At 37.5% G+C, this 14,298-nt stretch carries 13 protein-coding genes; all 13 read left to right on the top strand.

The genetic code is table 11. The features are described 5' to 3' along the window. Complete coding sequence (locus HZB61_06945) at positions 1–684, top strand: NTP transferase domain-containing protein (GenBank protein ID MBI5056332.1); 684 nt, start codon at positions 1–3, stop codon at positions 682–684. Then, entirely contained in the window at positions 677–1,801 is a 1,125-nt protein-coding gene (locus HZB61_06940) for a glycosyltransferase family 4 protein (GenBank protein MBI5056331.1), read from the top strand. The genes HZB61_06945 and HZB61_06940 overlap by 8 nt, the downstream gene beginning before the upstream one ends. A gap of 49 nt (positions 1,802–1,850) precedes the next feature. Then, positions 1,851–3,080: a polysaccharide deacetylase family protein gene (locus HZB61_06935; GenBank protein MBI5056330.1), complete on the top strand. Its 1,230-nt coding sequence runs from the start codon at positions 1,851–1,853 to the stop codon at positions 3,078–3,080. Beyond that, the gene (locus HZB61_06930) at positions 3,080–4,777 is read left to right on the top strand and encodes an aspartate 1-decarboxylase (protein MBI5056329.1); all 1,698 of its coding nucleotides are present in this window, start codon (positions 3,080–3,082) and stop codon (positions 4,775–4,777) included. The genes HZB61_06935 and HZB61_06930 overlap by 1 nt, the downstream gene beginning before the upstream one ends. Next, positions 4,777–5,121, top strand: a complete 345-nt coding sequence (locus tag HZB61_06925) for an aspartate 1-decarboxylase (protein ID MBI5056328.1) — start codon at positions 4,777–4,779, stop codon at positions 5,119–5,121. Before HZB61_06930 ends, HZB61_06925 begins: the two co-directional genes overlap by 1 nt. Before the next feature lie 116 nt (positions 5,122–5,237). Then, on the top strand, positions 5,238–6,371 hold the full coding sequence (locus HZB61_06920; protein ID MBI5056327.1) for a glycosyltransferase: 1,134 nt from the start codon (positions 5,238–5,240) through the stop codon (positions 6,369–6,371). 49 nt (positions 6,372–6,420) lie between these two features. Next, entirely contained in the window at positions 6,421–7,518 is a 1,098-nt protein-coding gene (locus HZB61_06915) for an acyltransferase (protein MBI5056326.1), read from the top strand. Next, the gene (locus HZB61_06910) at positions 7,511–8,236 is read left to right on the top strand and encodes a hypothetical protein (GenBank protein ID MBI5056325.1); all 726 of its coding nucleotides are present in this window, start codon (positions 7,511–7,513) and stop codon (positions 8,234–8,236) included. Before HZB61_06915 ends, HZB61_06910 begins: the two co-directional genes overlap by 8 nt. Before the next feature lie 57 nt (positions 8,237–8,293). After that, positions 8,294–9,346 carry a glycosyltransferase family 4 protein gene (locus tag HZB61_06905; GenBank protein ID MBI5056324.1) on the top strand — a complete coding sequence of 351 codons (1,053 nt, stop codon included), beginning with the start codon at positions 8,294–8,296 and terminating at the stop codon, positions 9,344–9,346. Then, a complete protein-coding gene (locus HZB61_06900) occupies positions 9,343–10,023 on the top strand; it encodes a hypothetical protein (protein MBI5056323.1) in 681 nt (226 codons plus the stop codon). Before HZB61_06905 ends, HZB61_06900 begins: the two co-directional genes overlap by 4 nt. 71 nt (positions 10,024–10,094) lie before the next feature. After that, a complete protein-coding gene (locus tag HZB61_06895; GenBank protein MBI5056322.1) occupies positions 10,095–11,558 on the top strand; it encodes an oligosaccharide flippase family protein in 1,464 nt (487 codons plus the stop codon). Positions 11,559–11,567: 9 nt separating this feature from the next. Then, on the top strand, positions 11,568–12,992 hold the full coding sequence (locus HZB61_06890; protein ID MBI5056321.1) for an alkaline phosphatase family protein: 1,425 nt from the start codon (positions 11,568–11,570) through the stop codon (positions 12,990–12,992). 85 nt (positions 12,993–13,077) lie between these two features. Further along, positions 13,078–14,208, top strand: a complete 1,131-nt coding sequence (locus HZB61_06885; protein MBI5056320.1) for an SGNH/GDSL hydrolase family protein — start codon at positions 13,078–13,080, stop codon at positions 14,206–14,208. Positions 14,209–14,298 lie beyond the last annotated feature (90 nt).

Genomic DNA, 14,298 nt, shown 5'->3' with positions numbered 1-14,298 from the left:
ATGCAGGCAGTTATATTAGCCGGCGGCAAAGGCACCAGGCTCAGGCCTTATACGACAATCTTACCGAAACCTATGATGCCTATCGGCGAAAAACCGATACTCGAAATTATAATTAATAAACTGGTTGAAGGTGGCGTCAAGAAAATCATAATATCTGTTGGTTACTTGGCCGGCATTATTCAGGCTTATTTCGGAAACGGCGAGAGATTCGGAGTTGAGATCAAATACTTTATTGAAACAGAACCCCTTGGCACCGTAGGATGCCTGGCACTCATAAAGAATTTAGAAGAAGAATTTATCGTAACAAACGGTGATGTATTAACAGATTTAAGATTTACTGATTTGATAGGGAATCATAAGAAGTCGGGAAAGAGGGTCACGATATGCTCCTATAAAAAAGAAGTGCCTATCTCTTTAGGCGTGCTTGAATTGCATGGCAGTGATGTCCGGGATTATATTGAAAAGCCTACGTACAGCTTTTATGTAAGCATGGGCATTTATGTTATTAACAGGGGCATTGTTGGCAATATTCCCCAGAAGCAATATTTTGATTTTCCAACATTAATCAAGAAGCTTATTTCTTTAAAGGAACCAATCAATGTCTACAAGTTTGGGGGAGAGTGGTACGATATAGGCCGGGAAGAAGACTATAAGCAAGTGTTGGAGAAAATGGCTGGTGAGTGAGAAAATAAAAATCCTGCACATCTTTAATTCATTTTTTGTAGGGGGCATGGAGTCGAATCTTCTGAATTTTTTCAATAATGCTGATTTTAGCAGATTTGATCACTATATTTTTGTCACTCAAGATGAGGGTCCCCTCAAAGAGCTGTTCCATAAGCTGCCTATAAAGATTATCACATTAAAATGTACTCCTAAACGATATTTCTACTGCCTGCCAGTCGGCTATTATTTTTGTAAAAAAAATCGCATTAACATTATACACGGGCACAATTACTGGCTGTACCGGTATGCATACTTTCTTTCAATTCTGACTAAAATACCTCTTTTCACTTCAAACTATGGTCTTGGAAAATGGAAAAAAAAGTGGGACCTGTTTCTGGAGTCCAGAATATTCAGCCGGGCCAGAATCAATATAGCCATTTCAAATGTAGTTTTGGAGAAAGAAATTTCTCTGGTTAAGAAAATAGATAATCCCGGACGGAAATTCAAATTGGTCTACCCGATAATCAAAGACATTTCTGAAAAAAACTTATTGATGTACAATAAAGAAGTGATTAAGCAAAAACTCGGCATAACCAATGATAAACCCGTTTTAACAATTATTGGAAGGATTGATAGACTTAAAGGCCACCGTCTTGCCCTCGATGCGGTCGGTAAGATTAATCAAGATGCAATAAAAGTGAATTTGCTGATTGTCGGGCCGATGAGTGACCCCACCGTGTTTAAAGAAAATGATTTCGATAAAGAATACATTAGGTATTTGAACTATTATGAACAGTTGGAAGAAATCTGGGCTATATCAGACTTTTTTTTGATCTCGTCAATTTCAGAGGGAACGCCTCTTGTCCTGGTTGAATATTTTGCCATCGGTAAACCGGTCATTGCCAGTGATATCAGCGGGAATAAGGAATTAATAAAGGATAACTGGAACGGCTTTCTATTTAAGGCGGGCGATGTTGATTCATTAGTCGAAAGAATTAAATCAGTTATTGAAAATAAAAATATTCACGAAATTCAGAATAACGCCCGGAAATATTATTTGGACAATCTTTTACCCGAAAAGCTTGTGCAAGATATTGAGGGTTATTATTCCGATGAATACTTAGCGGCAGCGCCTTAAGGTCAGCAAGGCCATGTGCCTACATATGTGTTTCATCTGATGAAGGTGAGTGCTAAAATTGAATAATATGAAATCTCCTGCTGTCCCGGTAATTATGTATCACAATATTGGCGTTGTAACCCCCGGTTGGATATGGAATGATTTAATCTGTCCCTGGGAATTGTTTGAGCAGCAATTGCTTCAGTTGAAAAGGCACAATATGAATACTATTTCTTTGCAGCAGCTCTACGACCACAGGAAGAACAAAACGGAATTGCCTCACAGGCCTATTGTCTTGACATTCGATGATGGTTATCTGGATAACTGGGTATTTGCATACCCCTTATTAAAAAAATATGGATTTAAAGGGACTATATTTGTGAACCCTGAATTTGTTGATCCCCGTTGTATTGTGCGGACTAGCTTATTAAATGTATGGAATAACGAAGGTGATATTGAACATTTGGAATCCAAAGGATTTCTTTCATGGGAAGAACTAAAACTTATGGAAGATGAAGGGGTGATGGACATTCAGTCGCATTCCATGTCTCATACATGGTATTTTACTGATGAGACAATTATTGACTTTCATCATCCCGGCAACAATAATTACCCGTGGCTTTTCTGGAATCGTCATCCTGAAAGAAAGAGTTTTTATATGACTGAAAACCAGGAACATTTCGTGCCGTACGGCGCCCCTATTTACAAAAATGGAAGATCGCTGGGAGTAAAAAGATATTTTGAAGATGAAGAGTTCTCCAGGTTTATGGCGCATTTTGTAAGAACTCAAGGAGCAGACTTTTTTAAAGAACAAGACTGGAGAGAAAAATTATTTCGCCAGGCTGAGCATTATAAATCTCATAAAGGATTAAAAGGAAGGTTCGAAACGGACAATGAGCAGAAAGAGCGATATGAATATGAGCTCATGGAGAGCAGGAAGCTACTGGAAGATAAACTCAAAAAAAAAGTCGAATTTCTTTGCTGGCCTGGAGGGGCATTGAATGATCAGTCGTTACAAACAGCCAGGGAAGCCGGTTATGTTTCTACGACATTACTTTATGACGAGATAAAAGTGAAAAATGCTTTAGGAGAGGATGCGTCAGAAATTAACCGCACAGGTTCTTCGTATGCATTTTTCTGGCGTGATCGCTTAATTTCATATACCGAGCCAGGCTTTTTTATTGCTAATATAAAATATTTTCAGGGTCATCAAATATATCTTTGGATTAAGAGGCTGTATAAGATTAGGTACTTGATAAAATTCGCAATTAAGAAATTGCTCTATGGAGGGAAAACCTGATGCATCCATCACTGGTCAAAAATGTAATTTATCCTGCGTACAGATTTTTACGCCGCGACAACGTATTTCCCACATTGAGGGAATTTGAGAAGAATCAATGGCTGTCGAGGGATGAGTTAAAAGAGCTGCAGTGGGTGAAATTAAAACGCTTGCTGGACTATGCCTACAAAAATGTCCCATATTATACAAATGTATTTAATGAATTAGGACTAAAACCTGAAAATATTAACGACGCGGATGATTTCAATAAAATACCAATACTAACCAAGGAAGAAATTAGAAATAATAGCAATAAAATGATCACCCTGGATGAAAGCCGGAAAGGCGAGGCTGGGAACACCGGCGGTTCAACCGGGGAACCTCTCTATTTTTATAAGGATGTGAGTTCCAGCAATTATTCGAAAGCAAACATGATCCGGCTGAATAAATGGTGCGGCATAAATATAGGTGATAAGGAAGCGGCTTTCTGGGGGACCCCCTTCGATATAAGCAGGAGCAAAAAGATATCTGAAAAGATTAAAATGTCCATGCAAAATGTTATCTTCCTGTCAACGTTTGACATGTCAGAAAAATCAATGCTTCAATATGCTCAGACGCTTAGAAGATTTAAACCGAAAATTCTGCGAGGATACCCGTCGGCCCTGTTTGCTTTTGCGGATTTCCTGAAAAAAAACAATATTGCCTACGTCAAGCCGAAGATAATTATTTTGACCGGTGAAAAATCGTTCTCTTTTCAAAAGGAATTAATAGAAGAAGTATTTGGCAACATCGTTTATGACCGGTATGGGAGTAACGAATTTCCAAATATTGCGCATGAATGCGCAGATCATCATGGATTACATCTTATTAATGACATGTATTATATTGAATTTTTGAACGACAATTTACCGGCCCGGAAAGGGGAAGTAGGTGAAATAGTCATCACTGATCTGCATAACTATTACATGCCATTTATACGATATAGAGTTGGAGACTTTGGAGTTGTATCGGATGCGCAATGCAGTTGCGGCCGAGTATTTCCATTGATGGAGAAAGTCGAGGGAAGGTCTTTTGACATGATTGTGACCCCATCCGGTAAAAGCCTTGGAGGGTTTTTCTGGACATACATGTCGCGCTCTGTCCCAGGGATAAAACAATTTCAAGTTATTCAAAAAGAAAAAAACAGCGTAACAATGAAAATTGTTCCTGACAAGGATTTTAAAATGGAATCTACGAAACTCCTTGAAAAAGAAATTAAGGAGAAAGCCGGTCAAAACTTCGTGGTTAACTTTAACATTGTTGATGAAATCCCATTAACTCCTTCAGGGAAGCTCAGGTTTATTGTTTCGGACATATCGCAGGAGCGCTTGGCCATGAAATCAAAGATCCATAAAGCAACCGTTACTGAAATGAATGCGCATCCCTTTGACAGTATAACAATTGACGAAGAACTGATGGAGAAGGTCAATTTGAAGGAATATGAAAAGGTTTTGGTTGTAAATAATATAAACGGTTCGCGCTTGGAGACTTATGTCATGAAAGGGAAAAGAGGCTCCGGAATTATCTCGATGAACGGAGCAACCACTCATTTGGTTGACAAAGGACATGAGATTATCATTATATCGTTTGCCTGGACTGATGGAGACATGAAGCCTCAAGCTGTTCTTGTTGACAAGAATAATAAATTTGTTCAATACCTTGAAGGGGGTGAATTCTAATGAAATGCTTATTGCTGAAATCAGCCATAATAGAAGCCAGTGTTATAGAAGCTGATTTAAATTATATCGGGAGTATTACAATTGATGAGGACCTTGTAGAAAAAGCCAACCTGAGATCTGGAGACCATGTCTTAGTGACTGATCACACCAACGGCAACCGGTTAGAAACATACGTCATCGTAGGGAAAAGAGGTTCAGGTATTATTTGTATGAACGGGGCCGCTGCTCACCTGATCAATAAGGGTGACAAGGTGACCATCATGACATTTACCTGGGCTAATGAAAAATTGATACCTCAATTTTTACTCGTCGATGAACGCAATAAATTTGTCAAATATATGTAGGACAAAAAAATAAATCCGGAAATTGTAATAATTCTGAGTATTTTTCCACATCTGTATTCCTCGATGACTTAAAATAACTTTTTGAATATCATTGCTGTCCTGCATAGCCTTACACAATGAAGAAAACTAACATCTTGTTTTTGTTGTTGTCATTCAACTTGGGTGGAACAGAAAACCATATGTTCCAGATAATATCAAATTTAGACAGAAAAAAATTCAACCCGGTTGTCTGCTGTCTTTATGATTTCGGCTCACTGGGGATGAAGCTTGTAAACGAGAATGAAGGGATTGAAGTTTATTACAATTTAATGCAAAGCAAATGGGATGTTTCCGGGGTGTGGAAGTTATTGCGCATTATGAAAAAAAATAATACGGATATCCTTTTTATGATTAATTCCCCGCTGACAGTTGTCTGGGGTATTTTATGCGCTAAACTAACAGGAGTCGGCGCCTGCATTACGAGAATGACAATAGCAAAGCCGACTCCAATTTCACACGCTACTCGATGGAGAATTATAAATAAAACAGTTTTGGCGTCACCATTAATAGACATGATAATCGCTCAGGCAGATTCGCACAAAAAAATACTAATTGAGGATGAAGGGATTAAGCCGCAAAAAATGGAAGTAGTTTATAACGGCGTTGACATAGAGCGATTTCAGCAGCCTGTTGACAAGGCAACATTAAGAGCAAAGATCGGTCTTAACCCATATTTCTCTGTCGTTGGAATAGTTGCCAGGTTATCAATAGAAAAAGGGCATACCGTATTTTTACAAGCGGCCAGAAAAATTTTAACTGCATATCCTGATGTTTATTTTCTTATTGTCGGCGATGGGAAGCAAAGAGGTGAATTAGAAGAGATGACGAGGGACCTGGGGATCGAGTCAAACGTATTTTTTTTAGGCGCAATAATAGATATTCATCAGGTTATTTCTCTGTTTGATGTAGCTGTTATGCCTTCAGATTTTGAAGCTGTATCAAATGCAATACTGGAATACATGGCTGCTTCCAAGCCTGTAGTTGCTACCGGTGTTGGCAGCACACCCGAAATAGTTGTTGATCGTGAAACAGGATATTTAATCCCGTGCGGCGATGCTGACGCGTTGGCGGAAGCAGTGTTAAGGCTGCTGAAAGACAAGGGCCTTGCTGAAAATATGGGGAGGGCGGGAAGAAAAAAAGTGGAAGAGAAATTTACCCTCCGAAAAATGATAGAGAGATATGAATCTATTTTTACAAGTCTATCGCGATGACTCATCTTTTTAAGAGTGCAGGCAAGCCGAAAAATAGCAAGAATCATCTATGTTAGAACAATTGATCCATAGTTATGAATCTGTAAAAATGCCGGTAGAGAATCCGGATGCTGTCAATTTAATTATCCTTGCACTCCTGGTATGCATTGCTGTCTTCTCTCTCAGGAGAACTGAAAGCGCTTCATTTTTGGACAGGGACCAAACTGACCAGCTTAAGGGGATTGCTATCTTATTAATTATGTTAGGCCACCTGTGGGTGCATGTGTCTCAAAAAAAAGCCGGGTTGATAATGAGCGGGGACGGTCTTGCATTATTCCTGATGCTATCTGGTTATGGATTGACCAGGTCTATCCAGAAGAGGGTTCCGACATTCAGGGATTTCATGTCCCGCAGGGTAAACAGGGTGATGCTGCCTTATTGGATTGTGAGTTTCTTCCTTTTATTTTTGGATTATGCCCTACTTGAAAAGTCATACTCCTTGAAAGATATTGCTTTAACCCTGATTGGAATAAATGTTACCCAAACTACGCAACACATTGACTATGTAAGATGGTTTATGACTTTTCTTCTGTTTTGGTACGCTGTTTTTTATATCACGGTATCAAGAATAAGCAGCAAAAAACCCGCCATTTTCCTGATCATATGCGCTATGGTACTCTTTGTGGCTGAAAGACGTTTAGGCTGGTACCAGTTATTTGCGTTCCCGGTCGGATGCGCTATCGGACAATATCATGGAAAGATCCAGGCTCTTTTCATGAAAGAAAATAAAAAAATATTTATTTCCGCAGCAGCGGTGTTTATAGTTGTGCTCATAAGCAAGATATACGTTCTGAACTACCTCGGTAAGCATTGGCGCTATGATATTTTTAAAGCCGTGGATGAATTAGTGAGCATCTTGTTTAATAGCTCGTTAATTATAATGACAGCTTTTTATAGTTACAAAAATTATTACAGTGTTTTCTTGCGTTTTTGCGGGTCGGTATCTTATGAACTTTTTCTTTTACACGGTTACTTTATGATCAAATATAATCCTTCTTTTGGATTAATGAATGTAACTATGCTGCCGGTTACTTTTTTCATTTTTCTAAGTCTGGTTCTATCGTTATCCTATATCACTCATAAAATCACGGTCATTAAGTGTGCCTGATAATCTGCAAAAATATAGCCTCCTGATAACTTTTCTGCTTATAGGCCTTATTGGTTTTAATTTATATTACTTTTTCATTAGAAGAAATGTTGGGCCATCCCATTATATCGATAAATTTTCTCATGGCCCGGTTGATGCGATAACCGAGGACCCACTGTATCAGGATTCAGTTGAGGAGTATTCTTATTTAAACAAAAAGATGTTCGATAAAAAAGTGATAGTATTTCTCGGTGACAGCATAACAAAGCGTTTTAATTTTTCCGAGTATTTTCCCGGATGGTTTATTTTAAACAGGGGCATATTGTCTGACACAACCCAGGGCGTTATCATGCGAATTGACAAGAACGTCAATAACTTAAATATAGAGAAGCTGTTCTTGATGATTGGCTATAATGACTTGGCATATCGTACTGATGAAGAAATCCTGAACAATATTAATACCATTTTGTACAAAGTTAAGGCCCAGAAAATATATGTGCAAAGCTTGTTGCCGGTTGAAGGGCAAAGGCGGGCACTAAATAAGCGGCTAATTAACATAAACAACACCCTGCAAAAATTGTGTGATGTCAGGAACTGTACATATATTGACTTACATTCTAAATTTATTGATGTAAGCGGCGGTATGGATGCCCGATATTCTCAGGATGGAGTGCATCCAGATGCGGTTGGTTATGAATTGTGGAGCAGGCTTATCTTGCCTATACTTACAGCACGGTGAGTTAAATGCGGCTCTTTCAGGAATTATAAAATGAAGAGTTATCAGAGGTCAAAGAGCATGCACGTTAAAAAAATACTCCTTATCTCGGAAGCCTTATGTGCCCCTTTTGACGAAGGCTTTAAGAATGTTGTGTTTTCATTATGCAAGCAGCTTGAGTCAAAAGAGAATGTCATGATAGTGACCAAAGCAGAGAACAAGACAGACGATTTGAAAGTTACTAAAGTTGTTTTAAATAAGTTTTTATTAAATAAAAATTTAAAATCGATTCTGACAACTTACTCCCCAGATATTGTGCTTTATATTCCTTTCGCGTCTTATTCGCTTGGCAGTTTTTTAAGGGCGAAGATTTTGAAGTTGATGAGCAAGAACTCAAAGGTGCTGATGCTGGGAATTCAACATAGGGCGCTTTCCCCTGTAATAAGAGCGTTAATAGCAAATTTTTTAAGCCCTGATCTTTTACTTCTTTTAAAAAAAACTCCACAGGGTTTTTTTAATGAAGAGAAGTTGAAGATGAAGATATTACCGCCTGCAGTGGACAGCGATAAATTTCGCCCTGTAATAAAAAAGGAGAAGGACGCAATACGCGCGGCATATAACATTCCGGACAATAAAAAGATTGTTTTGCATGTTGGTCATATTAAGGCAAGCAGAAATATCGAATCCCTGATTGAGGTTCAGGGACTTCATAATATCCAGGTTGTTGTTGTTGGCAGTTCTTCAATGGGAGTAGATAATAATATAAAAAAGAAGCTGGAGGAAAAAGGGGTTGTCGTATTGGATGGTTATGTTAATGATGTTTCAAGACTTTACAAGATGGCAGATCTCTACGTTTTTCCTGTATTGTATGATACTGCCGCAATAGATATGCCCCTGTCGGTTCTTGAGGCAATGGCATGTAACCTTCCGGTTATCACAACGCGGTTTGGCGGGTTGGTAAATTTTTTCAAGGAAGATCCGGGGCTTATGTATTTTGAGACTACTGAAGAATTAATTGCATTAATTAAGAATCTCAACAACATGGAAGAATATAATAATAGAAGAAAAATAGAGCCATTTACATGGGGTAGATTTTCGGACGAAATCATGGCGACTTGTGAAGAAGTTGTATGAATAGAGGATATCTTATTGTATTGATCGGCATAGACGGATCGGGTAAGACAACTCAAGCCAAGCTGTTAATTGAGAATATTAGAAAAAAGGGGATAGAAGCAGATTATGTTTGGAGTCGATGGGAGCCTTCTTTGTTGAGACCATTAATTAAGAGATGGAAAAAAACGGCGGTAAAAGATGTAGTTAAATCAAATAGTGATTCAAGCGAGATGAAAAAAAAGAAACAGAAACTATTAGTTAATCCAATTTTTAGGCTTTTATGGTTGGGTTTCTTTTTTATGGATTACAGCATCCAGATATTTATGAAGGTCAGGATAAGGTTGCTCAAAAAGCGGCTGATTATAAGTGATCGAATTTTTTATGATTCCATGATTGATCAGGCAATTAATTTAACTGATAGAAATGATTGGCTGCTTAATAACTTGAATTCTTTCTGGATGAAAATATTGTTCCCTGTCCCTGATTTAGTCATATATATTGATTGTCCTGCGGATATTGCCTTTTTGCGAAAACCTGATGAAGGTGTTGATATTAATTATCTCACGGAGAGAAGAAGATTATACTTGCAACTTTCGGAACAATACGGATGGATTACGATAAACGGCGCATCTCCTGTTGATGAAATAGCTGTGGAGATTAATGATAACGTCTGTAAAAGACTTCATATCCCTTACTGATAACGGTTTCATCGGACTAAGTGGAATATTCTAAGATAAACTCAACAAAAATAGAACTAAGCAGTGTAATAATGCAGAAATTTTTAACAAAAGAAACTATTATTGAGTCTGCGCGTATTATTTTATTCTTTACAATAATTCAGTATGTAATCCAAATTGCCAGAGGTGTTATATTTGCGAGACTGCTTGGTCCCAGTGAATATGGTGTATTTACTTTGGCTTTTTTCTTTATCCCCTTTATAGTAACTTTTGCTAAACTTGGAATTCCTTCATCTTATGAAAGATATGTTCATCAATATGAGATAAAAGGCGAATTACGTGATTTTTTCAAAAAAACTTGCTTATTGACAGTATGGGTAAGTGTTTTTTTTACTTTTTGCTGCTTGTTGTTTCCTAAACAGATATCCGAAATTTTATATGCTTCAACCAACTATAAAAGCATAATTATTCTATGCGCCTTAACAGTTCCTCCATATGTGTTATATGAGAATTTTATGGGGTTCTTCAATGGATTGAGAATATTTAAGATCAGTAATTTTCTGGTATTTAGCCAGTTTTTTATCTACAGTATTTTGGGAATCGTCTTAGTATTGCTTTATCGTGATGTTAAGTCTATCGTTGTAGCTAATCTGGTCTCATTCATTATTGTATCACTTGCATTTGGATTCATTATCTGGAAATATATACTTAGTTCTAATTCTCAAAATTCGACGATTAAGGAAAATAATTTTTACAGCAAAATATTTAGATATTCAACCTGGTTTGTTGTAACTCCCGTTATGCTTGCAATGTTAAGTTATACTGACCGCTTTTTACTTAATCGTTTTACCGGCTTGCGAGAAGTTGGCGTCTATTCTGTTGCTATGAATTTCACAGGTATTCTGTTTATGTTTGGAAATATCGTAGGACGTGTGTTATTACCGAGCTTGAGCAAGATATGGGAACAGAACCAAAGAGATAGAGCAATGTTTATGCTGAATTTTACCACAAAAGTTAATACCTTAATTCTCCTGGGAGCATATATTGTTTTAGTACTACTAAGAAAGCCGGTCATGTCATTGCTTTACGGGAGTCAATATTTAGAAGGAACAAGCGTGATAGGTTTATTAGCTGTTTATTGGATATATAACAGTATATTTTGGATAATAAAGGGGTATGGAGAACTTATTGAAAAAACCTATTTCTCTTTTATTGGCTGCCTGATTGGGTTACCAGTAAGCATCCTTTTGAATTATTTATTAATCCCCCGCTATAACATGATAGGCGCTGCTATTGCTTCAACGGTTACATTTGCTATAATTCTAACAATAATATTTGCATTGAATAATAAATCTGGAATGAAAATAGATTACAGAACTGTTTTAGTTTGTCTATTGCCCGGCATATTGATTTTAGATAATATGGGATTGATTGTTTCCTCACTGATAGTGATCGTCCTGATCTTCAAATCCGAACTTATATTGGACAAGCATGAGAAAAGTCTTTTTTGCGAACAGTTGAAAAAGGCAGTTAAATTAAAGCAGGCAACCACTTAATTTATTAAAATGTCAAGAATTGTAATAATAGGCATTGATGGTTTTGATCCTTTCCTTCTGGAACAATGGAAGGGCGTACTTCCTAATCTCTCAACCATGTTTAACGATGTCTCGGAAATCATAAATGACTCAACATTCCCGCCTGATTCAATCTGCGCATGGACGAGTATTTACACTGGGGAAAACCCTGCTGAACATGGACTTATGGAAAGCATCGATTATTTATCAAGCAGGAAATCCGAAAACGGGGTCGACAGGTCAGCAAGTTTTAGAGGCAAAACTTTTTGGGACATAGCCAGCAGTAATGGTAAAAAAGTTTGTATTATAAATCCGTTTATGGCATATCCCGCCTGGAAGATTAACGGGACAATGGTTTCCGGTCCGGTATTTGAAGGAGGGGCTACGAGTACTTATCCTGACGACCTTCTTAGCAAATATGAGTTTCCGGCATTGGGAGGCATGGTTGATTATCCTGACGAGAAAGAACTTAATGAATTTATAGAGCGTACTAAAGAGGTAACGAAACAACTCGCTGATGCAGGCTTAAGGCTGTATAAAGATCAGAATCCGGACCTGTTTTTTATTACTTTTTTAACATTGGATAGAATAAAACATTTTCTTTGGAGATTTACTGACGAAGGAGACGTGTTCTACCCCGGAGAAAACCCTTTGAAAGATTCAATAAAGGAGTTTTATCTGATTTTTGACGACATAATCGGGAAATACAAAAAGTTAATGCCTGAAGATGCGGTTCTCCTGGTAATTAGCGATCACGGTCATAGAAAAAGATGTACAAAATCATTAAACCTTAACGAGATTTTAAGGGCAAATGGTCATCTCGCAGTAAGTGGAAACGGATTCAAGAAAATCATAGAGAAAACAAAGGTCCTTACATTAACAGCGTTATCTAAATACGGCCTTCAGGACTGGATATATAAGATTGCTAAATTTGTTCCTAACCGTAAGGCGCTTAAGAAATCAACTTATTTGATTGATAGAGGGGGGTCATCTGTAACTCTTTCTAATCTCTGCGGCGCTAATCCGTTTGGCGGCGTAGATATAACAGAGACAGGAGATGAGGAATATGAAAAATTGCGGGATAATATTATCAGTGAGTTGATGAGTCTGAACCAGACTTTAGGAGAAGATATTGTTAAATGGGTTAAAAGAAGAGAGCAGATATATAGAGGTACGTACGAGAAAAGGCTTCCCGATGTTTTATTTGAACTTGACGGTGAATACGGCGTAGGTATGGATCTGTTTACCCCGCCTGTAACTCCCAACTACACCCACAGGAAAATATCCGGTGGGCATAAAAAAGAAGCTGTCCTGATTGTACATTGTAATAAGAACAGCGGAATAAATATTGAACGGCCCAAGTCTGTGATACAGTTGAAAGATTATATATTAAAAGTAATGAACATCGAAAACTAACTAAGCTTTTTTCTGACGAATATTTCAGCTTTAAGCACACAGGGATTTTCTCCGGGAATCATGTCCTGCGAAATCGGAAAATAATATGAAAAATAAAGTTATGCTTAATCTTGCGTTAATATTTATTTCCCTTGTATTAGTTATTGGCGCAACGGAAATTATTCTTCGTACCACTCATTTGTTTGGAGCACGCCTTTCTTGGGCAGAACCACATCCATATATACAATGGAATCATTCGCTCGGTGCCAGTTACTGGTTTAATCAGGAAAATAATCATCCTATCACAGGTAAAATCAATAGGTTTGGATGGAGAGATAAAGAGTGGTCATTAGAAAAACCTAAGAATACTCACAGGATTGCCGTCTTAGGAGATAGCTATGTTGAGGCATTTCAGGTTGAATCTGACCGGACTTTCATTGCGTTGACCGAACGGGCATTAAATGGTGATGTAAGAGGTAAATTTGAATTAATGAATTTTGGACGCTCAGGCTTCACGCAAACTGAGGAATTATGGGTCTTGAAAAATGAGGTTATGAAATTTTCTCCTGACATGGTGATTGTATTTTTTCTGCCGGAGAATGATATTCAAGATGTAAGAAGAGAAACAGCTCCCGAGACCCGTCCCTTTTACATTTATGGAAATGACGGCCAGCTGGTGTTGGATAATAGTTTTAGTAAATCAATTGAATTCAAAATCAAATTTTTCATTAACCCTATAAAAAAACATTCTGCACTTATATCGTTTCTGACTGAAAGATATAATTTCTATAGAGTTGAACATGCGGCAGGAGCCATAAAGCCTACGGTTTCACAAGAATTACAAAATGGCTACCTCAGCTTGGCTACAGACAAACCAAATGAAAAGTACCTTGGCAGTTATGGCTTGAACAAATTGTTGCTCAAAGAGATGGTTGATTTTTGTAAAGAGAAAAAAGTTCGTTTTCTCTTGGTGACATGTGACTTAGCAAATGCTTATAAATCAGAAGACATAAAAAAATTCAAATCCAGCAATCCCTCATTCAATCCTGACTTCTATGATGAGGACATGAGGGAATATGCAAAACAGCTTGATTTAAAATATATAGGATTAGAGAGAATATTTAGGCAGTCCTATGAGAAAAACGAAATACCTCTGCACTGGGGACACTGGAACTATCAAGGTCATGAATTAGTTGCCGATGTTTTAACTGACAAGCTGAAGGAAATATTTTTTTAAAATACAATATACCTCAATATCATATGTAAGCTTATCTTTTTTGAACTGTCTTTTAATAAGTGTAACTGCCCACGCATATCGAGATAGAGC

Source organism: Nitrospirota bacterium (assembly GCA_016214845.1).
Classification (GTDB): domain Bacteria; phylum Nitrospirota; class Thermodesulfovibrionia; order UBA6902; family UBA6902; genus SURF-23.
The sequence above is the reverse complement of the archived record's forward strand: the minus strand, read 5'-3'. Positions and strand labels throughout refer to the sequence as shown.